At 53.4% G+C, this 26505-nt stretch carries 24 protein-coding genes and 1 pseudogene; 20 read left to right on the top strand and 5 right to left on the bottom strand.

Going from position 1 to position 26505, the window contains the following annotated elements; all coding sequences use genetic code 11:
- Positions 1 to 2 precede the first annotated feature (2 nt).
- The 3 genes and pseudogenes from C7W93_RS08565 to C7W93_RS08555 form a co-directional block, all read right to left on the bottom strand.
- Positions 3 to 665: a trimeric intracellular cation channel family protein gene (locus C7W93_RS08565; protein ID WP_225869786.1), complete on the bottom strand. Its 663-nt coding sequence runs from the start codon at positions 663 to 665 to the stop codon at positions 3 to 5.
- A gap of 151 nt (positions 666 to 816) precedes the next feature.
- On the bottom strand, positions 817 to 2085 hold the full coding sequence (locus tag C7W93_RS08560; protein WP_108439628.1) for a M20 family metallopeptidase: 1269 nt from the start codon (positions 2083 to 2085) through the stop codon (positions 817 to 819).
- A gap of 78 nt (positions 2086 to 2163) precedes the next feature.
- Positions 2164 to 2391 (bottom strand): annotated as a pseudogene (locus tag C7W93_RS08555) (DDE-type integrase/transposase/recombinase); the annotation flags it as partial.
- Between the two features lie 804 nt (positions 2392 to 3195).
- Here C7W93_RS08555 and C7W93_RS08550 point away from each other — a divergent pair.
- The 17 genes from C7W93_RS08550 (at position 3196) to C7W93_RS08470 (ending at position 21294) form a co-directional block, all read left to right on the top strand.
- Positions 3196 to 4926 carry an IlvD/Edd family dehydratase gene (locus C7W93_RS08550; RefSeq protein ID WP_108439626.1) on the top strand — a complete coding sequence of 577 codons (1731 nt, stop codon included), beginning with the start codon at positions 3196 to 3198 and terminating at the stop codon, positions 4924 to 4926.
- A gap of 351 nt (positions 4927 to 5277) precedes the next feature.
- Positions 5278 to 6069 carry an ABC transporter ATP-binding protein gene (locus C7W93_RS08545; protein WP_108439625.1) on the top strand — a complete coding sequence of 264 codons (792 nt, stop codon included), beginning with the start codon at positions 5278 to 5280 and terminating at the stop codon, positions 6067 to 6069.
- Between the two features lie 7 nt (positions 6070 to 6076).
- On the top strand, positions 6077 to 6946 hold the full coding sequence (locus tag C7W93_RS08540) for an ABC transporter permease (RefSeq protein ID WP_108440554.1): 870 nt from the start codon (positions 6077 to 6079) through the stop codon (positions 6944 to 6946).
- Positions 6947 to 7009: 63 nt separating this feature from the next.
- Positions 7010 to 8008 (top strand): ABC transporter substrate-binding protein, encoded by a 999-nt coding sequence (locus C7W93_RS08535; RefSeq protein ID WP_108439624.1) that lies wholly within the window; start codon positions 7010 to 7012, stop codon positions 8006 to 8008.
- An 81-nt stretch (positions 8009 to 8089) separates the two neighbouring features.
- Positions 8090 to 8833 (top strand): GntR family transcriptional regulator, encoded by a 744-nt coding sequence (locus C7W93_RS08530; RefSeq protein WP_225869785.1) that lies wholly within the window; start codon positions 8090 to 8092, stop codon positions 8831 to 8833.
- 29 nt (positions 8834 to 8862) lie between these two features.
- Positions 8863 to 9789 (top strand): 2-hydroxyacid dehydrogenase, encoded by a 927-nt coding sequence (locus tag C7W93_RS08525; RefSeq protein WP_370446407.1) that lies wholly within the window; start codon positions 8863 to 8865, stop codon positions 9787 to 9789.
- 34 nt (positions 9790 to 9823) lie between these two features.
- Positions 9824 to 11371: a UxaA family hydrolase gene (locus C7W93_RS08520; protein ID WP_108439623.1), complete on the top strand. Its 1548-nt coding sequence runs from the start codon at positions 9824 to 9826 to the stop codon at positions 11369 to 11371.
- 104 nt (positions 11372 to 11475) lie between these two features.
- Complete coding sequence (locus C7W93_RS08515; RefSeq protein ID WP_108439622.1) at positions 11476 to 12627, top strand: mandelate racemase/muconate lactonizing enzyme family protein; 1152 nt, start codon at positions 11476 to 11478, stop codon at positions 12625 to 12627.
- Positions 12628 to 12637: 10 nt separating this feature from the next.
- Positions 12638 to 13555 carry a dihydrodipicolinate synthase family protein gene (locus tag C7W93_RS08510; protein WP_108439621.1) on the top strand — a complete coding sequence of 306 codons (918 nt, stop codon included), beginning with the start codon at positions 12638 to 12640 and terminating at the stop codon, positions 13553 to 13555.
- A gap of 74 nt (positions 13556 to 13629) precedes the next feature.
- On the top strand, positions 13630 to 14598 hold the full coding sequence (locus C7W93_RS08505; RefSeq protein WP_225869784.1) for a 3-hydroxyacyl-CoA dehydrogenase NAD-binding domain-containing protein: 969 nt from the start codon (positions 13630 to 13632) through the stop codon (positions 14596 to 14598).
- Positions 14599 to 14637: 39 nt separating this feature from the next.
- On the top strand, positions 14638 to 15435 hold the full coding sequence (locus C7W93_RS08500; protein WP_108439620.1) for an SDR family NAD(P)-dependent oxidoreductase: 798 nt from the start codon (positions 14638 to 14640) through the stop codon (positions 15433 to 15435).
- 25 nt (positions 15436 to 15460) lie between these two features.
- Positions 15461 to 15973, top strand: a complete 513-nt coding sequence (locus C7W93_RS08495; RefSeq protein ID WP_108439619.1) for a carboxymuconolactone decarboxylase family protein — start codon at positions 15461 to 15463, stop codon at positions 15971 to 15973.
- A 411-nt stretch (positions 15974 to 16384) separates the two neighbouring features.
- On the top strand, positions 16385 to 17062 hold the full coding sequence (locus C7W93_RS08490; RefSeq protein WP_108439618.1) for a PepSY-associated TM helix domain-containing protein: 678 nt from the start codon (positions 16385 to 16387) through the stop codon (positions 17060 to 17062).
- Positions 17063 to 17138: 76 nt separating this feature from the next.
- Positions 17139 to 17705, top strand: coding sequence for a DUF2271 domain-containing protein (locus C7W93_RS08485; RefSeq protein ID WP_108439617.1), 567 nt, complete (start codon positions 17139 to 17141; stop codon positions 17703 to 17705).
- A gap of 31 nt (positions 17706 to 17736) precedes the next feature.
- Positions 17737 to 18576 (top strand): DUF4198 domain-containing protein, encoded by an 840-nt coding sequence (locus C7W93_RS08480; protein ID WP_108439616.1) that lies wholly within the window; start codon positions 17737 to 17739, stop codon positions 18574 to 18576.
- A gap of 35 nt (positions 18577 to 18611) precedes the next feature.
- Positions 18612 to 19625 carry an FAD:protein FMN transferase gene (locus C7W93_RS08475; protein WP_108439615.1) on the top strand — a complete coding sequence of 338 codons (1014 nt, stop codon included), beginning with the start codon at positions 18612 to 18614 and terminating at the stop codon, positions 19623 to 19625.
- Positions 19626 to 19632: 7 nt separating this feature from the next.
- Entirely contained in the window at positions 19633 to 21294 is a 1662-nt protein-coding gene (locus C7W93_RS08470) for a sulfite reductase flavoprotein subunit alpha (RefSeq protein ID WP_108439614.1), read from the top strand.
- A gap of 99 nt (positions 21295 to 21393) precedes the next feature.
- Here the strand turns inward: C7W93_RS08470 and C7W93_RS08465 are convergent, their stop codons facing one another.
- Together C7W93_RS08465 and C7W93_RS08460 are read right to left on the bottom strand one after the other, a co-directional pair.
- Positions 21394 to 22074 (bottom strand): Fe2+-dependent dioxygenase, encoded by a 681-nt coding sequence (locus C7W93_RS08465; protein WP_108439613.1) that lies wholly within the window; start codon positions 22072 to 22074, stop codon positions 21394 to 21396.
- A gap of 82 nt (positions 22075 to 22156) precedes the next feature.
- On the bottom strand, positions 22157 to 24466 hold the full coding sequence (locus tag C7W93_RS08460; protein WP_108440550.1) for a catecholate siderophore receptor Fiu: 2310 nt from the start codon (positions 24464 to 24466) through the stop codon (positions 22157 to 22159).
- 1134 nt (positions 24467 to 25600) lie between these two features.
- Here C7W93_RS08460 and C7W93_RS08455 point away from each other — a divergent pair.
- Genes C7W93_RS08455 through C7W93_RS24800 form a run of 3 tightly spaced genes read left to right on the top strand, consistent with a single transcriptional unit; the run spans position 25601 to position 26486 of the window.
- A complete protein-coding gene (locus C7W93_RS08455; protein WP_108439612.1) occupies positions 25601 to 25924 on the top strand; it encodes a hypothetical protein in 324 nt (107 codons plus the stop codon).
- A 17-nt stretch (positions 25925 to 25941) separates the two neighbouring features.
- Positions 25942 to 26349 carry a hypothetical protein gene (locus C7W93_RS08450; RefSeq protein ID WP_108439611.1) on the top strand — a complete coding sequence of 136 codons (408 nt, stop codon included), beginning with the start codon at positions 25942 to 25944 and terminating at the stop codon, positions 26347 to 26349.
- Positions 26346 to 26486, top strand: a complete 141-nt coding sequence (locus tag C7W93_RS24800; protein ID WP_201747180.1) for a hypothetical protein — start codon at positions 26346 to 26348, stop codon at positions 26484 to 26486. The genes C7W93_RS08450 and C7W93_RS24800 overlap by 4 nt, the downstream gene beginning before the upstream one ends.
- The last annotated feature ends 19 nt before the right edge of the window (positions 26487 to 26505 follow it).

The raw sequence follows: 26505 nt of genomic DNA, 5'->3' as shown, positions 1-26505 counted from the left end.
CACTAGCCGTCGTTATCTTGACTGCCGGAAGGGCGCGGCAGATTCCACTTGTAGCGCAGCGACAGGTAACGCAGCGCGAAACACGCCATCAAAGCGACCCAGGTCCGCCCGCTCGACAACCACCCAAGGCGCTCGCCCGCCACTTCGATGCTGGCGCCGACCAGCGCAGCCAACGCATAGATCTCACGTTGAAGGATCACCGGGACTCGAGTGAGCAGTACGTCGCGCGTCACGCCACCGCCCACGGCAGTGACGACGCCGAGCAACACCGCCACCTCAGCGCCGTGGCCATAAATGATGGCTTTTTGCGCGCCGGTCACAGCAAACAATCCCAGGCCCAGGGAGTCGAACAAGATCACGGGATGGGCGAGGCGCGCGACAAGCCTGCCTGCGGCAACCGTCATCCATGCCGCTGTCATGGCGACGGCCAGGTAGCGCCAGTCGGTCAACCCGGCCGGCGGCACGGCGCCGATGCACAGGTCGCGCAGCACGCCCCCGCCGCACGCGACCGTGAACGCTATGACGACGACGCCGAACCAGTCGAGGCCGCGGTCCCTTGCCGCGACTGCACCGCTGATGGCAAAGGCGAACGTGCCCGCGAGATCGAGAATGGTGAATAGGCGGTGGTCGTTCAGGGCGGCAAGGGTCAATTGGTGGAGGTTCATGAGTTCGGTTCGTGAGAAAGGCGCTGATCCCGGAAGATGCCGCCGATGGGCGCCCTGAGGCAGGCCGCGGTGTAGATGCCGACCAAATCAAGGCGGCGCTGCGGAGCGGCCTTTGGGCAGAGGATGGCGAACACCGTGGGTCGCCTGCGTCTCAGGCCACGGTACTGGGGCACAGCCACGCGCTGGCGGCGGTCAGCACGGCCTGCAAACCGGTCTCGAGCGTCGGGTGGATCTGCGGCGCGAATTTCGGCGAGTGGTTACTGGGGATCTTGTTGACGGTCTTTTCCTGTTTAGCTTTGGCGTACACCACCGGGTCGGTGCTGCCGACGAACCAAAACACATAGGGCACGCCCCAGGTGCGGCCGAAGATGCTGAAGTCTTCGCTGGCTGATGCCGGACTGGGTGCCAGTGAGGCGTTCTCTCCAAACTGGTGGTCGAATGCCTCCGCCACTTTTTGCGTAGCGACCAGGTCGTTTTCGGTCAGCGGGTAGCTGTTGATGGTAGTGAACTCGGGCGGACACTCGGCACCGGAGGCGTCGCTTTCGGCGCAGCAGATGCGGCGGATCGATTTGAGCATGTACTCGCGCGTGTCTTCGCTGAAGGTGCGAATGTTCAGTTTAATGGTGGCGTCGTCGGGGATGATGTTTTCCTTGGTGCCCGCTTGCAGCGAGCCTATCGTGAGCACCGCCGGCTCAGTCGGCGCGATCTCCCGCGAGACGATGGTCTGCAGGCGCATTGTGGTTGCGGCGGCCATGATCACCGGGTCGATCGATGTTTGCGGCTGCGAGCCGTGCGAACCGCGCCCGAACAGCTTGATCTTCAGGCTGTCTCCGGCCGACAGCGTGACGCCGGGACGGTAGTTCACGGTGCCGGCCGGACCGACCATTACGTGCTGGCCGAGGACGATGTCGGGTTTCGGAAAGCGGTCTTCGCCCCAGTCGCGCACCATGGCGTTCGCGCCCTCGGCCGTTTCCTCGCCCGGCTGAAACACGATCATCAGCGTGCCATGCCAGGCGGCGCGATTCGCGGACAGGATGCGCGCGGCGCCGATCATCCAGGTCACGTGCATGTCGTGGCCGCAAGAGTGCGCAACGCCAACCTCGACGCCGTCCGCGTCGCGCGCCCTCACGGTGCTGGCATACTGCAGCCCGGTACTCTCGGCCATCGGCAGCGCATCCATGTCGGCACGTAGCATCACGATCGGGCCGGCACCATTCGTCATCACGCAGACCACGCCGGTCACGCCGATGTTGCGCGTCACCTCGTAGCCGAGGCCCTGCATTGCGTCGGCGACGATTTTCGCGGTGCGGACTTCCTGCATCGACAACTCGGGATGCCGATGCAGGTCCTTGTAGAGCACTTCAAGTTCGACCATCAGGGTAGATTCGGCGGAGGCAAGAGCTTGGGTGAGGGCATTCATGACAACTCCAAAAGTGATGAAGTAAGCTTGAAAGAAGGGCTCTGGTACAAATAGCAGGATTTTGGCGAATCAATTTCATCATACCGTAAAACTTTGGACGCAGAACATTGCATTCCAGATGGCAGACGTGGTATTTCCTTGAATGCGCAAACGCCCATGCGCGAACTGCCCATTGCGAATCCGGTGTAGCAGTTCGATGCCTGAGATCATGACGGCCGCCAGATCAAAATCCTTAAAGCTGAGCATCGGCCGAATGCGAGATTTCACACCACGATGATCTTGCTCAATCATGTTGTTGAGGTACCTGGACGATCGAAGTTTTGTGTTGTTTCATACCTTGTTCTTTGCCGGCGTTTCACGTACCGCTCGGTGCGATGCGGCATAACCATCGAGCGTGATGCTTCCGTCGAGTTTTCCGTCTTATCCGATTCGTGGCGCTAATCGCTAAAATATATTGCGGTACGGCACCCCTGATAGACCAGTCGGCGATGCTGCTATTTGCAACAAAGCCGCTGTTTGGGTGTAAGCGTCAGGCTGATGCTACTACCTATCGTGTTGCTGCTGTATGGAGCCGGCATTGACGCGACCGGGTGCTAGCTCTGTAAGAGTCGCCAAGATAGATGATAACGATGAGTATGTACATCGACGACCCCTAAAAAATCTGCGTAAAATCTGTGTGCGCTCAGCGCATCTCAGCGTATTTCAGACAACCATGAGCAGTTTTTTCGGGCTACATGCCTACGGTGAGCTACGCAGAGCTACGTAATACCCAATTTCGAAACTTGCACTTTCCACCCAATTTACTGAATCTTGCCCAAGACCGGACGTAAGGTCTTTTTCCGATAGCCGGTCTTCTTTCCATCAATTCCGTTTTCAATCCCTTCCCCAATATTTACTTAGCATCTGCGCGTCCTCACGCCCATTCGAACGGCTTCGCTTAACGCGACAAAGCCCAGTCCATCTATCTCACCGCAGCAAAAAACCAAACTGATGACGAAAAATTGCACATTTTTTGTGTCGCAACTTATCTCACAACGTACTTGCATTCGTTAGAAAAGTGGAACATTATAATTATTGGAAATATTATCAATAATAAAATTTGGGACATTAATGACTAATACTAGCGACAAAAGCAATAAAAAAAAGGATGATCCAACCGGACTACATAAGGGGCTGACCAGCTATGGAGACAGCGGATTTTCCTTATTCTTGCGCAAGGCGTTCGTAAAAGGGGCGGGCTTTACCGATAACGCGTTGGATCGTCCGGTAATTGGCATTGCCAACACTGGCAGTGCCTTCAACCCTTGCCATGGAAACATGCCGCAGCTAATTGAGGCCGTGAAACGCGGGGTGATGCTGGCCGGTGGTTTGCCGATGGATTTTCCGACGATTTCTATCCACGAGAGTTTTGCTTCGCCGACGTCGATGTATCTGCGGAACCTGATGTCCATGGATACCGAGGAAATGATTCGAGCGCAACCGATGGACGCGGTGATTCTGATCGGTGGCTGTGACAAAACGGTCCCAGCCCAGTTGATGGGGGCGGCCTCAGCCGGTATTCCCGCGATCCAGTTAGTCACCGGATCAATGTTAACCGGATCGTATCGCTCAGAGCGCGTTGGTGCCTGCACCGATTGCCGTCGCTTTTGGGGTAAGTATCGGGCGGATGAGATTAATGATCAAGAAATCGCCGAGGTCAATAATCAATTGGTCGCCAGCGTGGGAACCTGCTCTGTAATGGGAACGGCGAGCACGATGGCCTGTGTGGCAGAAGCACTGGGAATGATGGTTCCTGGTGGTGCATCGCCGCCTGCGGTCACCGCCGATCGCATTCGGGTCGCCGAACGCACCGGCGCCACTGCAGTGGCGATGGCACTCAGCGGCCTTACGCCTGACAAGATTATGACCGTGAAGGCATTCGAAAATGCGCTGCGCGTCCTGTTGGCGATTGGCGGTTCGACTAACGGTGTCATTCACTTAACGGCGATTGCTGGTCGGCTTGGTATCGATTTGTCGCTTGATCGCCTTGATGCGCTAGGCCGTGAAACGCCAGTGCTGATCGACTTGAAACCATCAGGCCAGTTTTACATGGAAGATTTTCATGCCGCTGGCGGTCTGCATGCGTTGCTGCGTGAACTGAAGCCGTTGTTGCATCTCGACACGATGACCGTGACCGGACGCACGCTCGGCGAAGAACTGGAAAGCGCTGGCCCGGGCTTCCCTCAAGCCGTGGTGCGCTCATTTTCGGATCCGATCTATCCGCAAGGCGGGATCGCTGTCCTGCGCGGTAATCTCGCTCCCGACGGCGCCATCATCAAGCAATCCGCGGCTAATCCCGATTTGATGGAGCATGAGGGGCGTGCTGTGGTGTTCGAAAACATTGAGGATCTGGTCTTGCGGATTGATGATGATGCGCTTGATGTGAAGGCAGACGACGTGCTTGTGCTCAAGCATATCGGCCCGACCGGGGCAAGCATGCCAGAAGCTGGCTATATTCCTATTCCCAAAAAACTGGCGCGTGCTGGTGTCAAGGATATGGTCCGGGTTTCCGATGGCCGCATGAGTGGGACCGCCGGGGGCACCATCGTGCTGCATGTCACGCCTGAGTCGGCGATTGGCGGACCGCTGGCCTACGTCCGTAACGGCGACCGCATCCGGCTCTCGGTCAAAAAGCGTGAAATCAGCCTGCTAGTGTCCGATGAGGAGCTGGCCAGACGGGTGTTGGAAAGCCCTGTAATGCGGCCAACTGCGCCGCGCGGCTATCGTCATCTGTTTTTGAAAACCGTGACGCAGGCCGACAAAGGGGTCGACTTCGATTTCCTGCGTCCATCTGATATTTAGCAAGGAAATTCTGGTGGAGTGTTGATCGCAGCACTCCGAAAACCGCGTGTCCGGCATCTTGGCCTACACGCGGTTTTCGTGTTGCATGATCGGTTTAATACCTCTAAATCGGAGTGGGCGAGTCTTTTACATGGCTTCCGTCAAGGTGGATTTTAAATGGTCAATATTATTATTGATAATTGGTGACAACCCGGTTTTTTCAGTTTACTCTTACCCATCGATTCGAAAATTAAGCGCTCAACGAAGTGCAACGACGATCCACATTCTGCCTGTCGGAACCGGATCTCAATCGACCTTGCAGGTGCGGCCGTGACCGATCTGCTTTCAAAACAAGTAAAAACAGGAGACAGCATGATCGAGGATCCTTCGATACCGTTGCTTGATGTACATGGCGTTACGCTGCAGTACAAGACCCGCGATCACCTCATTACCGCCACCTATCGCGTCAATTTCAAAGTCCTGAAATCGGACCGTTTTGTCCTGCTCGGTTCTTCCGGATGCGGCAAGTCGACGCTGTTGAAGGCGGTGGGCGGTTATCTGACACCTACTGAAGGTGAGATTCGGTTGAAGGGCGTACCGGTCCATGGTCCAGGGCCGGATCGGATGATGGTGTTTCAGGAGTTCGACCAGTTGCTCCCTTGGAAGACCGTCAAGGAAAACGTCATGTTTGCACTCGAAACCTCGGGCAAGCACAAGGGACGTGCGGCAGAAGACAAGGCCATGCAGTACATCGAGAAAGTTAATTTGGGTAATTTTGCCAATAACTATCCGCATACCTTGTCGGGCGGTATGAAGCAGCGGGTTGCCATTGCACGTGGCATGGCGATGGAACCGGACATCCTGCTAATGGATGAGCCGTTTGCCGCCCTCGATGCCCTGACTCGTCGGAAGATGCAAGATGAGTTGCTTGATCTGTGGGATGACACCAAATTTACCGTGCTGTTCGTGACTCATTCGATTGAGGAGGCCATCAAGATCGGTAATCAAATTTTGTTGCTCACACCGCATCCGGGCCAAGTGCGTGCGGAGCTCAGCAGCGTGCCCCGTGACTGCCTATTGACGGACGAAGCACGCGAGCTCGAAAGTCGCATTCACAATATGTTGTTCGTGCCAGAAACCGTTACTGAGGATTCACATGCTTAACGCCGTCATGCGGGAAAATACCGTGCGCAGCAAAGAAGTCATTCATGAAATTGTCTCGTCATCCGAATTCGGCGTCGTACAGAAAAAACTGTCGGCTTGGGAGGCTGTCTATCAGATCGGTGCAGTGCGCAAGGCTGCCATCCTGATCGTATTGGCGTTGATCTGGGAGTTCTATGCCCGCTCAGTGAATAACGCGCTGATGTTCCCAACTTTTTCTGCAACGATGGAAGCATTTGGCGCCGGTATTTTTTCCGGCAGCTTGCTGGTGAAAGCTTGGACTTCAATCCAGGTTTTATTGATCGGTTACGCAGCCGGTATTGCGCTGGCTGGCGTCTTTACGGTAATCGCGATCAACTCACGCATCGGTACAGACTTACTTGAAACGCTCACCGCGATGTTCAATCCTCTACCTTCCATTGCCATCCTGCCGATGGCCATGATCTGGTTCGGACTAGGCGCGCAAAGCCTGGTATTCGTGCTAATTCACTCGGTACTCTGGGCCGTAGCACTCAATACCCACACTGGGTTTACATCGGTATCGAATACGCTACGAATGGTCGGTCGTAACTACGGACTGCGCAATTTCGGATATGTCGCGAAGATACTGATTCCTGCTGCGTTTCCCAGTATTTTGATTGGACTAAAAGTTGGCTGGGCGTTTGCCTGGCGCACGCTGATTGCCGCCGAACTGATCTTCGGTGTCAGCTCGGGGGAGGGTGGTCTCGGCTGGTTTATCTACGAGAACAAGAACCTCATGGATATTCCAAATGTATTTGCCGGACTATTTTCAGTCATTTTCATTGGATTGATTGTAGAAAACCTCATTTTCCGCACCATTGAAACCCGTACTTTACGCAAGTGGGGAATGCAGAGCTGAAGTTAATCATCGTCAAGGCAACATTGATAAATAAGCGTCAAAAGCGCTATAAGGAGACTAACAATGAATAGATTCGTCAAAAAATTTAACATCGTGCTGTTTGTATGTGCAATCGGTGCGGCGGTGTCGGCGCAGGCTGTGGAACTACGCATTGCCAAGCAACCGGGCTTGACCTATTTGCCGACCATCATCATGGAGCAAAACAAGCTGATCGAAAAGCATGCGGCAGCGATGGGCATCAAGGATTTGAATGTGTCTTGGCGCATGTTCAACTCTGGTGCCAGTTTTAATGATTCATTGATCTCCGGTAACATCGATATGGCCGTGGCAGGCACCACCAACCTGATCTTGTTATGGTCTAAAACGCAGGGCGCGATAAAAGGCTACGCTGGCGTCGGCGCCATCCCGCTAACATTGGTAACCCGTAATCCAAATATAAAAACGGTTGCTGACTTCGCTGGCGACGACCGCATCGCGGTGCCAACCGTTAAACTGTCCAGTCAAGCTATCGTGTTGCAAATGGCGGCTGAAAAAGAGCTGGGCTTACCCGGTCGTGCCAAAATCAACGCGTTGACCGTGTCGATGGGACATCCTGATGGCGTGATTGCAATGCAAAATAAGAGCGCGCAAATTACTAGCCATTTCACTATGTCTCCGTATACTGAAATGGAATTGAAACAACCGGGCGTGCGCAAAATCCTGACGTCTAATGATGTATTGGGTGGACCAATGTCGATTGCCATCATCTTTGGCTCTGTAAAATTTCACGACAAAAATCCGGAAGTGGTACTGGCATTGAATGCTGCACTGGACGAAGCACTCGACATGATTGCCAAGGATAAATCGGCTGCTGCTGCCGTGTATCTGACCGCCACGAAGGACAAGACCCCATTGGCCGACATGGTTAAAATGCTCGAAGGACCGGATATGCTGTATTCAAAAACGCCGGCCAATACCATGAAAATGGCTAATTATTTTGCTCACGCCGGTTATATCCAGCGTGCTCCGACCGACTGGAAAGAAATGTTCTTCCCTGAAACTCATAAACTGAACGGCAACTAGGCATGCTTTGCGGACGCTACAGGGGCGTTCCGCAATCGCACAATGCCCGGATTGCCAATCGCAATACTGGAAATTGATAGTATGAACAAGACACTCCCATCGGAATCCACCATGGACCTGAACATTGACAATGCGTCGCAAGTGCGGATGGCCGTCGAAACGCTAGAAGAAGACATAGCGTTCGGTTATATGCACCCGCGTGAACGGCTGGTTGAGGATGAGTTACGCGCCCGTTTCGGCCTGAAGCGGCACATTGTGCGACAGGTGCTGGCCGAACTAGAGCAGATGGGGCTTGTAGAACGCAAGAAGAATATCGGTGCCCTAGTCAAGTCATACAGTGTCAAGGAGGTGATTGATCTGTATATAGTGCGCGATATTCTGGAAACCAACTGTGCTCGCCAGATTGCATTGCCGGTCGCATCGGAAAAACTGGCCGAGCTGGAAGCCATCCAGCAACGCCATGACGATGCTGTCCGGGATGCGAACTTGCACGTAGCGTTTCGCATGAATATTGCGTTTCACAAAGTGTTGTTCGCTCTATCCGATAACCCGGCATTGACTGAAATGATCGAACTGGCTGCGCAGCGCGCGCATGTAATCCGCTCGCTGTCGATGGTCGTTCCGGAGTATCTCGAAAAGTCGCGCCGCGATCACCGCCAGATGATTGAGGCGTTGCGTGAAGGAGACCGGGAACGGCTGGTGGCTCTTTGCCATGATCACCTGCTGCCCTCGCGCGACGCCTATATCGAAAAATACCGCCGCATGGCGCCTCAGTTCGAGCGTGCCGATGCGTTGCTTCCGTTAGCACATCCGCCGCAAGACTGACCCCGGCATTCATACAGGAAAGCTGACCCATGATGCAAGACCTGCTGTTACTCGGCACGTTCCCGACGCTCGCCCAAAATTTGATCGATACCGAATTTCGCTGTCACAACATGGCGGCTTTGGAGACGGACGATGCACTTCGCACGTCTCTCCGCGGCATTATCACGCGCAGCAATTGTGCCGTCCCGAAGGATGTCATCTTGCAATTGCCGAATCTAGGCATCATTGCGACCTGTGGCGTTGGCTATGATCTGATTCCGCTCGACGTTGCCGCGCAGCGCAATGTGATCGTCACAAATACGCCGGATGTGCTGAACGATGCGGTAGCAGAACTGTGCGTAGGCTTGCTATTTGCGCTATTGCGCCGGATAGGAGAAGGCGACGGTTTCGTGCGCTCTGGCGCTTGGCGCAACGGCGCGTTCCCGCTTGGCGTAAGTCTTGCAGGAAAACATGTTGGCATCGTCGGACTGGGCCGAATCGGCAAAGAAATCGCTAATCGGCTTGTGCCGTTCGGCGTCAAGCTGTCGTATTACGGACGCACCGATCAGCAACTTGACTGGCCGTTTCAGCCTGACTTGCACGAACTGGCGCGTCGCAGCGACATCCTGATTTTGACTTCTCCGGGTGGTCGAGAGACTGAACAAATGATTGATGCTTCGGTGCTGGAAGCGCTTGGCCCGCAAGGCTACCTGATCAATATTGCGCGCGGTTCAGTCGTGCATCAGTCGCAGCTGATCGATGCGCTGGCAAGTGGCATGATTGCAGGCGCAGCGCTCGACGTGTTCGACAGCGAGCCGGACATCGATCCACGTTTCTTCGAACTGAACAACGTAGTGTTGTCACCGCACGTGGGAAGCGCTACCAACGAGACGCGGATGGCGATGGCACGTCTGACGCTGGACAACTTGCACCGCTTCTTTGAGGACGGCACCGTGCTGACGCCAGTCGCTGCGTAGGTCTGATTTACTTTAATTCGAGGATGCTGGGAACATGATTGAAACTTCTGAAAAGTGTGTGACGGGATCGATTATCCGCTTGCATTCCAACGATAACATCGTGGTCGCGCGGGTTGATATCGCGATCGGTGCTGCAATCGAAGGCGAGGGCATTGTGTCGCGCAGCCAGGTAACCGCAGGCTACAAAATTGCAACTACCCGAATTCTCAAAGGCGAGCCGATACGTAAATATAACGTCGTGATCGGTTTTGCCGAAGTCGATATCGACGCGGGGACAATGGTACACAACCACAATATGGCGTTCCGCGAGTTCGAGCGCGACTATGCTCACGCCAGCGAATATCGTGAGGTCACGTTAATCGAGGAGGCACAGCGTGCAACGTTTCAAGGCATCGTTCGCAACGATGGCAGGGTGGCGACGCGCAACTATATCGGCATCCTTTCGACAGTCAATTGTTCGGCCACGGTAGTGCGCAAGATCGCCGAATGGTTTACGCCGGAACGTCTGGCCGACTTTCCCAATGTCGACGGCGTGGTGGCGTTCAGCCATTCGCTTGGATGTGGCATGGAAATGACCGGTGAGCCAATGGCGCTGCTACGACGCACGATGGCAGGCTATTCACGCCACCCGAATCTGGCCGGTGTATTAGTGGTTGGCTTAGGTTGTGAGCGCAACCAACTGCGCGGCCTGATGGAAGACGAACAGCTGCAAAGTGGGCCAACGCTGCATACATTGGTGATGCAGGAAACCGGCGGTACGCGCAAGACAATTGAAGCTGGCGTCGCCGCCGTGATGGCGATGCTGCCTGACGCAAATCAGGTATCGCGCAGCACTGTCAGTGCAAGCCATCTTGTGGTGGGCCTGCAATGCGGCGGCTCCGATGGCTTTTCCTCGATCACTGCCAATCCCGCTCTCGGCGCGGCTGTCGATCTGCTGGTAAGGCACGGGGGTACAGCGATCCTGTCGGAGACACCTGAAATTTACGGCGTTGAACACACGCTCACGCGGCGTGCGGTCAGCCGCGAAGTCGGTGAAAAACTGGTTGCCCGCGTGCGCTGGTGGAAGGAAGAATATTCGGTTGGGCGCGACGTGCAGATTAATGGCAATGTAAGTCCCGGCAATCAGGTCGGCGGGCTGGCGAACATTTTCGAAAAATCGCTGGGATCGTCGATGAAAGGGGGCACCGGGCCGCTGATGGAAGTCTACAGGTATGCCGAACCTGTCACGACCAAGGGATTCGTATTCATGGATACGCCCGGCTATGATCCGGTTTCTGCAACTGGGCAAATTGCCGGAGGGGCCAATCTGATTGCCTTCACCACCGGACGCGGATCGATGTTCGGTGCTAAACCGGTTCCCAGCATCAAACTCGCTACCAACACGCCCATGTTCAATCGGCTGGAAGAGGACATGGACATCAACTGCGGTGAGATTCTCGATGGGACCTGCACTTTGCAGGAGATGGGGCGGCGCATTTTCGACTTGATGCTGGTCACCGCTTCGGGCGCAGCATCCAAGAGCGAACTACTCGGCCTTGGCGATAACGAATTCGTACCTTGGCAAATCGGGATTATGAGCTAAAGCCTCGCCTGTTGTTGCCAACATTTTTTTCGCCCATTTAAATTATCGATAATATTATCGAAAAAATGAAGTGGGTTATTTATCCTGCTAACCAAGGACATGCAATGCAAAACCAAGCCTGTGATTACACTAACGATGCCCGCATCGTTTCCGTCGAAGCACGCACTATCAGCATTCCGCTTGATCAGCCCACCGCCTTTTCGACCCGTCAGGTCACGGCGCGCGATTACACTTTGGTTCGGGTCCGTACCGCGGACGGCTTGGAAGGCATAGGCTTTTGTTACGGCGGTAGCCGCGGTGGGGTGCTCGTCACCCATGCGGTGCGCGAACTTTTCAAGGAAACATTGCTTGGCCAGAATGCGCTACGTGTGGAAGGGCTATGGCAGGAAATGTATCAGGATTCGCTGTTGCACGGTCGCGCCGGATCGACCATGCGCGCCTTGTCCATTCTCGACATCGCGCTATGGGACCGCAATGCGCGTGCTGCGGCATTACCGCTGTCGCAGTATCTGGGCGGCTCTGCCAAGAGGACTGTCCCGGCCTATGCCAGCGGCGGTTATTACCTTGAGGGGAAAACCCCAGAAATGCTGGGCGAAGAGATGGCTGGCTATGTCGCGCTTGGTTTCAAAGCCGTGAAAATGAAGGTGGGCCGCTTCGGTCCGAAGGAAGAAGAAGCGCGCATTAAGGCGGCGCGTGCGGCAATTGGCGACGACGTGCTGCTGATGCTGGACGCCAACAATGCCTGGCGTGACTTGCCGACGGCGCTCGAATACATGAAACGCTTTGAGTCGTATCAGCCGTACTGGATCGAAGAGCCATTTAGTCCCGACGATATCGAAAATCATGCGCAGTTGGCTAAGCGTACCTCAGTGGCGGTCGCCACCGGCGAAATTGAAGCTGGCCGCTGGCGGCATCAGGAACTGCTGGAAAAACGTGCCGCGATGATATTGCAAACGGATGCGGCCGTATGCGGCGGCATCAGTGAGTGGCGTCGCATCGCAGCGATGGCGGCGGGATTCGGCGTAACAATGTGTCCGCACTGGTTCCATGATCTTCACGTGCATTTGGTCGCTGCCACGCCAAACGCTGGTTTTGTCGAATATTTTTCGGATGATCGCGTGTTGAATTTTAGACGGCTGGTGGATACGCAGTTAAGTTTTGAGAACGGTAACCTGATAGTGCCTACGGCACCGGGTCTCGGTTTTGGCTTTGATGAAAAAGCCGTCGAGCGTTACGCCGTGGATAGCTGGGCATAAGGAGAACAAGATGAATCCATCCCCCCGACTGCGCGGCGTCTTTTCCCCCGTCATTACGCCATGTACAGACGACCCGCGCCGCTCGGCCGGGATGCTGGTCCGGCATTCCCGCTGGCTGCTTAGTCAGGACGTCGGACTAGCAGTATTCGGCACCAATTCCGAAGCGAATTCGCTTTCGGTTGTCGAACGCATGCACTTCCTCGATGCACTGGTCGAATCCGGGGTGCCAGGCGATCGCATGATGCCCGGCACTGGCTGCTGCGCGTTGGATGACAGTGTCGCGTTGACGCGTCATGCGGTCCAGCATGGTGCTGGGGGTGTGTTGATGTTACCGCCATTTTTTTACAAGGGCGTATCAGATGACGGCCTGTTCGCCAGTTATGCAGAGGTGATCGAACGGGTTGCCGACGCGCGCTTGCGGATCTACCTTTACCACATCCCGCAGGTGTCGCAAGTGCCGATCAGTCTGGCACTGATCGAACGCCTGCTGCAAGCCTATCCCGGAGTGATCGCCGGTATCAAGGACAGCTCGGGCGACTGGAACAATACCAAAGCGATGCTGGAGCGCTTCCAGCCGCAGGGCTTTGATGTGTTCGCTGGCAGCGAAACCTTCTTGCTGGCGACCATGCGTGCTGGTGGTGCAGGTTGTATCACGGCAACCGGCAATGTAAATTCTGGCGCCATCGCACGGTTGTACCGGACCTGGCAGCAACCGGATGCAGATGCGCAGCAACAAGCGCTCGACGCCGTGCGTGCTGCGTTCATGATATTCCCGATGATCCCGGCCTTGAAGGCGGCGGTTGCCCACTTTTCGGGCGACGCAGGCTACGCTTCAGTGCGGCCCCCTCTGGTCCGGCTCAATCCCCAGCAAAACACCGAATTATTGGCCGCGCTGCAAGCTAAGGCATTTTCGATGCCAGGTTTGTAGTGTTAGGTCTTGTCTTGTGGAACAACACGGCAACTTGCTTTTAAATCAGTAATTTAATATCGACAGGAACCAAATTGAAATCAGATCATTCAGTCGTCGTAATCGGCGGCGGCACCATGGGATGCGACGTCGCGGCAATTTTTTATGCCGCTGGCTGGAACGCGCAAATTGTCGAGCCAGCGCCAGCGCCGCGTGCGCGTTTGCCTGAAAGCGTCGCTGCGGCAGCGCAATCGATCGGCATTTTCGGGAATGGCGGCAGCGTCGATGCACGATCTGCTATTGCTGACATTGACTGGTCCAAAGTCGGTATCGTGATCGAATGCGCGCCCGAAAATCTAGAGATCAAGCAGCAGATATTCCGCCAACTCGATACGCTGGCTCCGGCGCATGTGCCACTCACCAGCAATTCGTCGGGCATCCCCATCAGCCAAATCGGTGATCAGTGCAGCACCCGCGAACGTATGCTGGGTTTGCACTTCTTCATGCCTGCGCACTGGGTGCCAGCGGTTGAGGTGATACGCAGCGCATTCTCGGATGAGGCGGTCGCGCAGACGGTCAGCGCGATCATGCGATCCGTACGTAAAAAACCAGTGCAGGTAAAGCGCGACGTGCCGGGTTTTTTGGCAAACCGCATCCAGCATGCGTTGATGCGAGAAGCAATCGCGTTAGTCGATGAAGGTTTTGCCAGCGCCGAAGATGTTGACCTTGCGGTGCGCTACGGGTTTGGTTTTCGCTACATCGCCGCTGGACCGCTGCTGCAAAAAGACTTGGCGGGCGTCGATATCCATTGTGCCGCAGCCGCCGGGATTTACCCGCACTTGCACACAAACACCGCCCCCAGCCCACTGATGCAAAACCTCGTCGATAACGGTGATTTCGGCGTGAAGAGCGCTAGCCGCAAGGGTTTCTACGATTGGGATGAGGCGACAATCGCACGCGAGCAGACACGCTATCAAATCGCGCTGAAGAAGGCGATGCAGATATTGCGTGACGAGGACGATGGCGAGGCTGTCGCCACGTCTACGCATACAAATCAGGGTTGAGTGTTGCTCTGGCTTTCGGCAAAAAAAGGGGGAGGATAAGTGCTTCGATTAGATGGAAAAATCGCACTGGTAACTGGCTGTGGTGCCATCGGACCCGGTTGGGGAAATGGTAAAGCAATTTCAGTACTGCTTGCCAGGCAAGGTGCCAGCGTCTTTGGCGTCGACCTGACGCTTGAAGCGGCAGAAGCCACCCGCGCTCTGATTTTGGAACAGGGTGGTAGCGCCGAAGTGCAGGTTATAGATGTCACGCAATCAGCGCAGGTCGCCAGTATGGTCGAGGCTTGTCTTGCCCGCTTTGGCAGGATCGATATCCTCATCAATAATGTTGGCCGCTCCGAACCGGGCGGTCCAGTTGAAATGGCGGAGGACATCTGGGATGAGCAGATGGATGTGAACGTGAAATCTGCATTTCTTACGTGCAAGTCGGTGCTGCCAATAATGGAACGTCAAGGCGGCGGATCGGTAGTGAATATTTCATCGGTTGCCGGGTTGCGCTATGTCGGCAAGCCGCAAGTGGCCTATGCTGCAGCAAAGGCTGCATTGATGCAGCTTACCCAGACCACGGCGGTACTTTACGCCAGACACAACGTGCGCTTGAATTGCGTGGTGCCGGGCCTGATTTTCACGCCGTTGGTCCATCGTCTGGCCGACAAATATGCGAACGGCGATTTCGACGGTTTTGTTGCGCATCGTCATCATCAGGTCCCGATGGGCCGCATGGGCGATGCGTGGGATGTGGCGCATGCAGCACTATTTTTAGCAAGCGACGAGAGCCGCTATATTACAGGGCAGCAGATTGTGGTCGATGGTGGCCTGACAGCTTCCACCGGCTCGTAACGTACACCAAAAGGAGAATACCGTCATGGCAAGAATACCCTACCCAGATCTGGATGATCCGACGATCGCGCCGGTAGTTGAGCGCATCGTAGCAGAACGAGGACGTGTTCTGAAACTCTACGAGATGCTGTTGCACAGTCCGCCTGTCGCCGCTGGCTGGCTCGGATTTTTAACGGCGATTCGGCAGCAATGTCTTCTTTCCGGTCGTATCCGTGAACTGGTGATCATGCGCGTGGCCGTGATCAATGGCGCCGAATATGAGTTTCGCGCACACATCCCGTTTTCCCTAAAGGAAGGCATCAGCCAACTGCAGATCAATGACTTGCGGGAAGGGCAATTTGCGACCTTTGATGTATCCGAACGCGCGGCGCTCGATTACTGCGAGTCCATGACCCGCAACGTGAAAGTCCCTGAAACTGTATTCGCCGCAGTCCGACTTCACTTCAATGATCGTGAACTAGTGGAATTGACCGCCACGATTGGCGCATACAACCTTGTATCGCGTTTCCTCGAAGCGCTGCAAGTCGATCACGAGTAATTTCCACACATGCGCATTTTGATCAATAAATTGATCTCTGAAATGGTCGTTTTATTGATTGATATTCGATTGTGTAGATTGGACTGATTGCGCAGATTGCGCATTCAGTCCTGCTGCTTTATCCATTCGGGATTGGCGGCAACTTTCTCGATCAATCCACACCGCCTGTCTCTGACGCGTCCTTGTCTCCACTTAACATCGCGCTAACCATGTTTTCTTGGTGTTGCCAGTTAGTCCATCACGCCATTATCTGGCAATAAGAGCAATTCAATCAGCAGCCAACTCGGCATCCCATGCAAACGGCCTAACCTGCCCGCAACATAACGATACAAAAATGCGTGGGCGAAATAACAACTCGCATGTTAAAGTTGCGAATGATTATCAATCAATAAAATTTCAATTTATGCATGGATGGCGATAAGCATGAGGGCGAGTAATGTCATCAACAAAATGCCGGATCAGAAACATCGTTCGTTCTGGCTTAAACATTTGCATCAGTGGCACTGGATCAGCTCAAGTCTGTGTCTGGTTGCCATGCTGGCGTTTGCCGTGACTGGTTTGACCCTAAATCACTCGGCGCAAATTGAAGCGAAACCCAAGATTAGTCATCTCAACGCACAATTGCCGAGCGCTTTGCTGGTGCCGTTAAAGCATCTGGGGGAGTCCGGTGAGGGCTCGGGCGCGGCTTCCAAACAGCCGTTGCCGGAAGGGTTGCGGGATTGGTTGTCAGGAGAAATGTCGATTGCCGTTGGTGAACAAACACCGGAATGGTCTGCTCAGGAAGTGTATATGTCGCTGCCCCGTCCGGGCGGCGATGCATGGCTGCGGATCGATTTGAGCAATGGCAAGGTTGAGTACGAAAAGACCGAGCGCGGCTGGATTTCATACTTTAACGATCTTCACAAAGGGCGCAAGACCGGCACCGCGTGGAGCTGGTTTATCGATGTTTTTGCGGTGGCTTGCCTGGTGTTTTGCATTACCGGTTTCTTTCTCCTGCACATGCATGCGAAAAATCGTCCCGCCACGTGGCCCATCGTTGTATTTGGCGTGGTGGTGCCGCTGCTGCTGGCGTGCCTCTTTATTCATTGAGTCAATTCGATACAACCATCGATAGTTTACCTATTCCATTTGTGTTCTTTTTTCATCCGCTGACGAGGTCCGTTACATGCCACAAAAACGAGTATCAACCAGAAAAAAATCTATCTATGCGATCAAGCCAACCATCTTGGCGCTTGCGATGGCGACGCTGTTCATGTCTGCTGCTCCGGCTGGCGCGGCGGACATGAACCTCAAAATAGAGATTCCAACGCTGAACATAGCAGAGTCTCATCGACCTTATATTGCCGCCTGGATCGAGCGTCCTGATCAGAGCGTCGCTGCAAATCTGTCGGTCTGGTATGACGTTAAGAAGAAAGATAAGGAAGGTGAGAAATGGCTCAAGGATATGCGCCAATGGTGGCGTCGCACGGGTCGGGAATTGCACATGCCGGTCGACGGCGTGAGCGGCGCAACCCGTCCGGCGGGAGAGCAAAAGCTCAGCTTCAATTCCGCTAAAGGTCCATTGGCCAATCTTGCGCCGGGCGATTATGTATTGATGGTGGAAGCAGCGCGTGAAGCCGGTAGCCACGATCTGGTAAAAATGCCATTTCAATGGCCGCCTAAAGCGCCGCAAAATACTAAAGCTCAAGGCCAGACCGAGCTAGGTGCGGTAGCCCTCGAATTGAAGCCGTGATCCAGACATCCCTCATTAACAAGGAATAAGCATGACACTATTTTTTAAGCGTTCGGTTAACCGCTCACGAACGATTGTCGCGCTGGCATTGTCAGCAATCGCCATCAGCCTGCCTTTGTCGGCGCAGGCGCATCGCTTGTGGATGTTGCCATCAGCCACAGTTTTATCGGGTGATGATCCATGGGTGACGGTTGACGCCGCTATCTCTAATGATCTGTTCTTCTTTGAGGATTTTCCACTGCGGCTTGATGGCCTGACCGTCATCGGTCCTGACGGCAAAAATGTCGAGGCAGCAAACCTCAATACCGGCAAGCACCGCAGCACATTCGATGTTCACCTTGCCCAAAGCGGGACTTACAAACTGGCTGTCTTGAACAACGGATTAAACGCCAGCTATAAGTTGAACGGCCAGACGAAACGGTGGCGTGGCAGCGCTGAAGCGCTGGTCAAAGAAATTCCTGCAGATGCGCAAGAGTTGAAAGTAACCCAATCGCAGGGTCGCATAGAAACCTTTGTCACCGCAGGTAAGCCGAGTAAAACTGCATTGGCGATCACTGGCGTTGGATTGGAACTCAATCCCATCACGCATCCGACCGATCTGGTCGCAGGTGATAAGGCCACGTTCCAGTTACTGCTGGACGGAAAACCAGCACCTGATGTCGAGGTCGAAGTCGTACCGGGCGGCATCCGTTATCGCGACAAGCTAAACGATACAAAGATCAAGACCGGTGCCGAAGGCAAATTCAGTGTCACATGGCCCGGTCCTGGCATGTATTGGATGGCAGCCAGCGTTGCCAATCAAAAAGCCACGGTGCCGCGTGCAACCGAGCGGCGCGCCAGCTACGCGGCAACGGTTGAAGTATTGCCTTAACCATTTTTGAACTTTCATTTACTAATATTAAACCGATGTCCAACCGTGTATTGATACCGCTCGATCTAGCCGAACCGCTTCCTTTGCAGTCCGGCATGCCTGAAATTTATTTGTCTGGCAGTACGATGGGCACGACCTGGTCGGTACACGTCTTGGCACCGCTTGCCGTGTCGCGGCAGACCATCGAGCAAGGCATTCAGGCGCAACTCGATCTGGTGATTCATCAGATGAGCACCTGGGAATCGGATTCTGATGTGAGTCGCTTTAATCATGCGCCGGCTGGCAGCTGGCATGCTCTGCCGGATGCATTTTTTACGGTTCTTGACGCAGCACTAACGATGGCGAGGGATAGCGATGGTGCGTTTGATCCAACCATCGGTCCGCTGGTTAACCTGTGGGGTTTCGGCCCGCAGCAGGGTGGTGCGGATACAGTCGCGGCATGTCCTAATGCGGTTGCGATGCCGTTTGCGCAGAAGCGCTGCAATTGGCGACAGATAAGTTTAGATCATCAACAGCGCAGGCTTTTGCAGCCCGGAGGCGTGTATCTTGATTTCTCAGGAATTGCCAAAGGGTATGCGGTTGATCTGGTTGCACGGTATTTATTCGCGTTAGGTTGTCCAAGCTATCTTGTGGAAATAGGCGGGGAGCTAAGCGGATTTGGCGTAAAGCCCGACGGCCAGCCGTGGTGGGTCACCTTAGAGCGGCCGCCATCCGAACAGGGTGCCAAGTCGATCGTCACCGCGCTGCACGGATTGGCCGTGGCAACGTCTGGCGATTACCGCCGCTATTTCGATTATGCAGGCCAGCGTTATGCACACACCATCGATACGCGCACCGGTGAGCCGGTGAGTCATGGCATGGTTTCGGTGACGGTGCTGCATGCGCAATGCATGGTGGCGGATGCATTGGCAACCGTGCTGATGGTGCTAGGAGAAAAAAAGGGCATGGCGTTCGCGCAAGAACGCAATATTCCGGCCTTATTCATACACTCTCACGATGGCATTTTCAGCGAAAGCATGTCGCCAGCGTTCGCCGAAATGCTCCATTGAGTTGACCATGGCGAAGTCACAATTTCTTTCCCTGAGTATCGTCGCTGGCTGCATTTGCGCGCCATCCATAGGCTGGGCTCGCGGTCTCACACTCGATAGCATGCAAGGTCGCTGGTTAGCGGCGGCCGTTATCTCACTGGCGTATTTTGTATTTTGCGTGGCGACGGTGCGCAAGTATCAGCGTACGCAACGTGAACAGGAAGCGCTCTGGACGTCCGGAGAGAATGACACAATGGTAAACGCATCGTCGGCGACAGAAACGAAAAGCGACACCGTTCTGATCGCTTTCGCCAGCCAGACCGGGTTCTCTGAACAACTTGCTGTTAAGACCGCGCAAAGTATGCGTGACAGTGGACTTTCAGTACGGATTTTGCCGCTTGGACGCGTTGACGAAAATCACCTTGCATCGGTTAGTAAGGCGTTGTTCATTGTCAGCACCACGGGCGAGGGCGACGCGCCTGACGGTGCCGCCGGATTTGCACGCCGCATGGCGGAAACGGATATACACAAAGCGCTGGATCTGCGCTTCGGCATACTGGCTCTGGGAGATCTAAGCTACGCGCATTACTGTGCTTTCGGACACGCACTAGAAAGCTGGTTGCATCGACGTCACGCGCAACCCTTGTTCGATACGGTCGAAGTGGATAACGGTGACGAAGGTGCGCTGCGTCATTGGCAGCATCATTTGGGCGTTCTTAGCGGGCACACTGAAGTCGCGGACTGGAGCAAGCCGGCCTACGGACGATGGCGTTTGGCAGAGCGTCGTTTGCTGAATGCAGGCAGTATCGGCGGACCTGCATTTCATCTCGCGTTAACTCCCATCGATCTGCCTGCGCCGTCTTGGCAGGCAGGAGACATCGCCGAAATAGGTCCCCGTAATTCCAGCGATGACGTGAAGCGTTTCTTGTCGATCTTATCCTTGGATAACGTAGACGTCGCCACGTCAGATAGCGACAGCATGAAGCTGCTCGATGCGCTAGCTAGCTTGCTACTGCCCCACGAAGATGAAGAGATCGCTGCACTGAGTGGCCTCACTCCTGTGCAATTGTCAAGCCGATTAAAACCGTTACCGCATCGCGAATACTCGATTGCTTCATTGCCTGACAATGGCACGCTTGATTTGCTGGTGCGTCGCATCTTGCGTGAAGATGATCGCTTGGGGATTGGTTCTGGTTGGCTTACACAGCATGTTGCGATAGGTGGCGAGATCGCCTTACGCGTGCGGAGTAATCGTAATTTTCATCCTCCCACAGATAATGTTCCTTTGATTTTGATCGGCAATGGCACTGGGCTGGCAGGCTTGCGAGCGCATGTTCAGGCAAGGGCGGCGGCCGGACGATACCAGAATTGGCTGATATTCGGAGAGCGTTCACGCGATGCCGATTATCTGCACTGGGAAGAAATAGAAGCATGGTTAGCTAGCGGACTACTAAAGCGGGTGGATCTGGCTTTTTCCCGAGACCAGATCGAACGAATATATGTTCAGGACAAGCTACGCGAGGCGGCGGACGAACTGCGACGGTGGGTCGATGATGGCGCAGCAATCTATGTTTGCGGCAGTCTTCTGGGTATGGCTTCCGGCGTTGCCGATGCGTTAGAAGAAGTCTTGGGCGAGTCTCAAATGATGGCTCTTGCCGAGGCAGGACGGTATCGCAGGGATGTGTATTAATTCAAGTCAATCCGGGACGCGATCATAGCCGCTCATCACAAAGATGCGTTGGCAAGTCAAAAATGCCAGCGTCGAAAATAACGAACATCTAAGCCGGTATCAAATCTGCGCCCACATCCTAATCAGATTGTGATAGTGCCCGGTCAGCCCTATTACCTCTTCACAATCGCCGACACGGGCACGCAGCTTCTGGATATGTTGGTCTAGCTCAAACAGCATGCCGCGTTTGCCATCATCCTGAATCATGCTTTGTATCCAAAAGAAAGAGCAAAGACGTTCACCGCGCGATACCGGTTCGACCCGATGCAGGCTGGTCGACGGATACAAAATCAGATCGCCCGCAGGCAGCTTTATTTCATGGCTGCCATAGGTATCTGACACGATCAGTTCGCCACCATCGTAAGAGTCCGGCGCGTTCAAAAACAGGGTTGCTGAAATATCGGTCCGCACCGGCAATGGACTGCCAGCGACGATCCTGACCGAGCCATCGATATGGGCACCGTAATGTTCACCGCCAGCATAGCCGTTGAACAACGGCGGCACGCTGCGCAATGGCAACGCCGCTGCGAAGTACAGCGGATTGTTCAGCAACGCGGCCTGAATGATATCGCCCAATTCGCGCGCGAGCGGTGAGTGTTCCGACAGTTGACGGTTACGTTTGACCTTGGCACCTTGCGCACCGACGCTGGCACGGCCGTCCACCCAGTCTGCAGCTTCGAGTTGCGTACGCATGAGGGTGACTTGCTGTTCTGAAAGTACTGCGGGAATATGTAAAATCATGGCGGGTTAAATACAAGCTGAATTTAGTGGTTCAAAACGGGAAAAGCCCCTTCCGAAGAAGGGGCCGATGGGTCAGGTTTTTTTAGAACCTGAAATTGGCGGTCAATGTAGCTGCGCGCTCTATGCCGGGCGTGTAGCGATAACCGCTTTTATTGATGGCCGCAACATATTGCTTATCGGCCAGGTTATAAACGTTAAGTTGCAGGTCCAGATTTTTCGATACCGCGTAACCAATCATGGCGTCGAATACCCAATACGAATTGGTATAGCGAGGTGTGCCGACTGCGCCATCCGAAGCACGTATCAGTGCATCGACAAAACGGGCACCGCCACCGATGGTGAAGCCTTGCGGCAGTTTGTAGCTCGTCCACGAAGTGAACGCCTGTTTCGGCGTATAAGCCAGATTACTCGACCCATCGCTGGCGACGGATGAACCCGTTACCTTGGTTTTCATGTAGGTATAGCCGGTGCTGACTGACCATTCTTTTGTGATGTTGCCAATCGCACTGATTTCGATGCCCTGGACTTGTTTTTTGCCAGTCTGGAAATAAGCCAGGCTGACAGGATCCTGCGACACTTCGTTGGTAACTTTGGTGGAGTACAGCGCCGCGGTCAATGCCAGTTTTTTATCCAGTACATCCCATTTGGCACCGATTTCCGATGACGTTGTGGATTGGGGATCATAGTTCGTATTGCCCGCATTGTTGGCAGCCGTGCTTAAGATAAAGTTCGATCCACCCGGTGGTTGCTTGGAGGTCGAATACGAGGCATAGAGACTGCTGTCAGGTGTCAGTTTATATACCGCGCCGACTTTCCAGTTGAATAGATAACCAGACGTGCTCAAGCTTGGCTGATTCACGCCTGTGCCGACGCGCAGAGTAGGATTGGTCAGAACCGTCGATGCCGTAGCGTAGTCGTAATTCAGATCGTAATGGTCAACGCGGACGCCGCCGCTCAACAACCAGCGATCACCTAATTTCAGGGTATCGAATCCGTAAGCTGAGACACTCTTTATGACGCCGCTGGTATCCACACCACTACGGACCGGATTGTAGCCAGTCACCGGGTCCGATGGATTCGGATTATACAAATTGGCCGGGTTCATGGTGCCTAGCGAGTTATTGTAATAACCGACAACGCGTTGTTTTTCCTGTGTCAATTCGAAACCACCGACCGCCGTATGTTTGATGCCGCCGGTATCGAACTCGGCAGTCAAATTGGTTTGATTGGTCAGGATTTCATTGGTTTGATCTTTTGCCTGACGGGTACGCGCCAATGTATAAGTCGATGGATCAGAGGTTACAGGCGTAGCGAACCCGCCCATGAAACCCGTAATCTGATAGTACTGCGACGTCTTCGCATAACGTGTGGTGTTCTGCAGTTTCAGTTGCGGTGAAAAGTCATGCTCGACCCGTACGGTCAGCATGTCCGAATTCACTTTATCGAAATCGTCTTTAGAACCGTAGTAGTTCTTCGGATTGACCGGTTTTGCCGAATTGATCGCAGCATTGGACGGAAATGTATACCCCGGCAGGCCGATTGTTGACACGCCATCTTCCGGACGATTATTTTGCTGCATATGAAGGTAATCTACATACAAACGGGTCGCGCTGCCCAATCCGTACACGAATGATGGCGCTACACCCCAACGCTTGTTATTTACGATGTCGCGGCCCGCCACGCCACTATCCTGACCTACTACATTCAAGCGTAAAGCCATCCCTTTATCTGCATCCAATACGCGGTTCAAATCCATCGTCGCACGCTTGTTGCTGGCGCTGCCAGCGGTGGCACTTGCGTTGAACGAGTTGTTCAGGTCAGGCTGCGAGGTGACAAGATTGATCGAGCCGTTGGGCGCACCGCGACCGTTATCTGTCCCTGATGGGCCTTTCAATACTTCGACTTGATCGATGTTGAACATGTCGCGTGAAATCGCGCCAAGGTCACGCACGTTGTCGACATAGATGTTCGCTGACGCATCGAAGCCACGCATATAAATCGCATCACCGGTGGCTGTCGCCCCATTTTCGCCGAGCGAAAAAGTGCCTACCCCCGGAGTATTACGTAGCGCTTCGGTCAACGTGGTCCCGCCTTGTTGCGAGATCAATTCTTTGCGAATGACGGTGATGGTTTGCGGTGTGTCGAGCAGCGGTTGAGTGTATTTTGGCGAGGACGCCTTATCGGCCTTGATGCCCTCCGATGCACCGGAGACATGGACCGTTGGCAACGTTGCTTCGGAGTCCGTTGCCAAGGCACCGGATGATAATGTCATGCTGGCCGCGAATGCGGCGCTCAGACAATAACCCAAAGGAAACGGTTGCGGTAAAGTGCCCGGAAAGTCGGTCGAATGACCCGCCGCCGTAGTGTGCTTACGGCTTTTGATATGCGTCATGAAAGTGCACCAATCTATTTGATATGAGTGAAATTGGCTGACTGACGGTGCGTCAAGGGATGACGGCGATGTTGGCTGGCTATTGAAAACTGCGGTAAGTTGCAAATGATAATCATTATCATTATTTAAATCAACCATTTTGTAGCTTCTATGCAACATTTGTTACAAAGTGTTTCTTCGGTTGTCCTTACACAATTTCAAAAAAATTGACCAGATACTAAAACAGGTAGCTACACGAACAGCTGACAAAATCACCACACAAAGTTATTGCCATGAAAAATACTTGCCTAGCATTAAACTTACATGCATAATATTTTCCGTATTCACTGTTTTGTTTTCACTTAGCGGGTTGAATCATGTCGATGCCATGTTGTTTCTACAGAAACGTTACTTGTACCGACTTTATCGGTATAGACATTGGTGTCTTGATGGCAACGCCATCCCCGAATTTGATTTCAATGACAGAAAAGCGTTGCGCTTTTAACCTAGCCAACGATTACACATCGCATGATGATTTCAACAAATCGTCGCGGCGCAAAAAAATCTACTTCCCACAGCTAGCCATTTCCATTCAGCACCGTAAGACCTCTCCATCAGCCATGCCAGCGCACAAAAGTGTCGTTATATGACCCACTTCGCCATGCAGATGTCAATCGAGGTCGCATCATGCGGGCAAATACTTTTTATAAAAAACGGTCGAAAGCGGCAGTATTGCGCGCATCTTCCGAGTCTTCCTCAGCGTTGGCGAGATCGGCTGGCAGAACAAACACCAAAAATTAAGCCTTATCAATTGATGGTTTTAAATTGAAGTGCCTGCATTCGTAATGCTAAATATTAAACGCATCTTTTTGTATCAAGCGTGAAGCCCACTATCACAGCAGCACGGCTAGCCCATTTACAGTTCGGGCGGGGCCGCTGCATAGCATCGGTTGTTTTATGTTGAATAGCGTATTGCCACGTTATTCAATACAAGCCATGCAGTTGCATCGCAATTGGTTATTCGCATCTTTAATTAATGTGCGCTAACAGAAGAGGGAGGCGAAGAAAATCACACATAAACCACGCACTAATACCATCACTGATTTATAGCAACGCCAGAGCTACGCTTACGTAGTCAAAAAAATCGGAGGAGACATGAAACAAGATTTAAAGTCGAGAATTCAGCGGATGTATATCCAGGACTGTACGATGGCCTATGTCGATGTGCTGCTTTTATGGGCCAGCATACTCTTCGTATTAGTCAGCATTATGCACGTCGTTCATGACAGCAATATCCGTCTGATTATGGTTATTTCCAGCGCTTTACTGTTGTTGTTCAACACCGCCTCCGTCTTCGCGATGACTAAACACTTCGCTGAAGATAAACAATTTATTTATGGCATGGATATCAAACATCTGGATGAGAGCAAATCAGTTGCTGCTGATCCCGTCGTAGATCTCCTTCCTGTATCCGAATAAATCAAGGAGCATCCATCGTGACGACGAACTATGTGCCGCCTAAACAAGGCTGGTTTGGACAAGTATTCGATAGCGTTTTTATTCTTGTATTAGTTTTTGCAAGTTTATTAGTCCCGCTTTTATTAAAACCCGCCGAAGTCAAAGATACCAACCTCGATGCTGCCAAAGTAACCTGGGAATCGTTGAAACTCTCGCCCATAGAGCAAGGGCAATGGATCAAGCTTGGTTACGATCCGGAGAAAGCAGCGGCGATTATTAATACCAAGTTTGATTACTCGATTGATGCCTGGTCGCTCGCCATTACTATTTTAGTGATTGTTGGCTATTTTACGTTCCTGCTGAAAGTGTCGAATAAAGAATATAAAGAAGTAATTAATGAAAAATTCGGTCCGATTAAGTGGACGGATAAAAAGGAACAATCATGAATTTTTTCGATATTTTGCCTTATCTGGCATGGGCGATTGCCGCCATCTTACTGACCTGGATAGTGGCCGATGCTATTAATGTTTCCAAACAATATGACGAAGACTTTCTCATGAGCTCTCGCGAAGGCGATGAGTAAATGCGTAAGGTTTGATAAA

Origin of the sequence: Glaciimonas sp. PCH181 (assembly GCF_003056055.1) — a bacterium.
In the GTDB taxonomy this organism is placed as follows: domain Bacteria; phylum Pseudomonadota; class Gammaproteobacteria; order Burkholderiales; family Burkholderiaceae_D; genus Glaciimonas.
This window is presented reverse-complemented; position numbering and strand designations above follow the sequence as displayed.

Bases quoted from the DNA above. Each gene is read 5' to 3' on its own strand.
- C7W93_RS08540 (WP_108440554.1), top strand. From the start codon at position 6,077: ATGCGGGAAAATACCGTGCGCAGCAAAGAAGTCATTCATGAAATTGTC.
- C7W93_RS24800 (WP_201747180.1), top strand. From the start codon at position 26,346: ATGAATTTTTTCGATATTTTGCCTTATCTGGCATGGGCGATTGCCGCC.
- C7W93_RS08470 (WP_108439614.1), top strand. From the start codon at position 19,633: ATGGCGAAGTCACAATTTCTTTCCCTGAGTATCGTCGCTGGCTGCATT.
- C7W93_RS08460 (WP_108440550.1), bottom strand. From the start codon at position 24,466: ATGACGCATATCAAAAGCCGTAAGCACACTACGGCGGCGGGTCATTCG.
- C7W93_RS08545 (WP_108439625.1), top strand. From the start codon at position 5,278: ATGATCGAGGATCCTTCGATACCGTTGCTTGATGTACATGGCGTTACG.
- C7W93_RS08520 (WP_108439623.1), top strand. From the start codon at position 9,824: ATGATTGAAACTTCTGAAAAGTGTGTGACGGGATCGATTATCCGCTTG.
- C7W93_RS08475 (WP_108439615.1), top strand. From the start codon at position 18,612: ATGTCCAACCGTGTATTGATACCGCTCGATCTAGCCGAACCGCTTCCT.
- C7W93_RS08525 (WP_370446407.1), top strand. From the start codon at position 8,863: ATGATGCAAGACCTGCTGTTACTCGGCACGTTCCCGACGCTCGCCCAA.
- C7W93_RS08515 (WP_108439622.1), top strand. From the start codon at position 11,476: ATGCAAAACCAAGCCTGTGATTACACTAACGATGCCCGCATCGTTTCC.
- C7W93_RS08510 (WP_108439621.1), top strand. From the start codon at position 12,638: ATGAATCCATCCCCCCGACTGCGCGGCGTCTTTTCCCCCGTCATTACG.
- C7W93_RS08560 (WP_108439628.1), bottom strand. From the start codon at position 2,085: ATGAATGCCCTCACCCAAGCTCTTGCCTCCGCCGAATCTACCCTGATG.
- C7W93_RS08485 (WP_108439617.1), top strand. From the start codon at position 17,139: ATGCCACAAAAACGAGTATCAACCAGAAAAAAATCTATCTATGCGATC.
- C7W93_RS08480 (WP_108439616.1), top strand. From the start codon at position 17,737: ATGACACTATTTTTTAAGCGTTCGGTTAACCGCTCACGAACGATTGTC.
- C7W93_RS08465 (WP_108439613.1), bottom strand. From the start codon at position 22,074: ATGATTTTACATATTCCCGCAGTACTTTCAGAACAGCAAGTCACCCTC.
- C7W93_RS08565 (WP_225869786.1), bottom strand. From the start codon at position 665: ATGAACCTCCACCAATTGACCCTTGCCGCCCTGAACGACCACCGCCTA.
- C7W93_RS08535 (WP_108439624.1), top strand. From the start codon at position 7,010: ATGAATAGATTCGTCAAAAAATTTAACATCGTGCTGTTTGTATGTGCA.
- C7W93_RS08455 (WP_108439612.1), top strand. From the start codon at position 25,601: ATGAAACAAGATTTAAAGTCGAGAATTCAGCGGATGTATATCCAGGAC.
- C7W93_RS08550 (WP_108439626.1), top strand. From the start codon at position 3,196: ATGACTAATACTAGCGACAAAAGCAATAAAAAAAAGGATGATCCAACC.
- C7W93_RS08495 (WP_108439619.1), top strand. From the start codon at position 15,461: ATGGCAAGAATACCCTACCCAGATCTGGATGATCCGACGATCGCGCCG.
- C7W93_RS08530 (WP_225869785.1), top strand. From the start codon at position 8,090: ATGAACAAGACACTCCCATCGGAATCCACCATGGACCTGAACATTGAC.
- C7W93_RS08490 (WP_108439618.1), top strand. From the start codon at position 16,385: ATGGCGATAAGCATGAGGGCGAGTAATGTCATCAACAAAATGCCGGAT.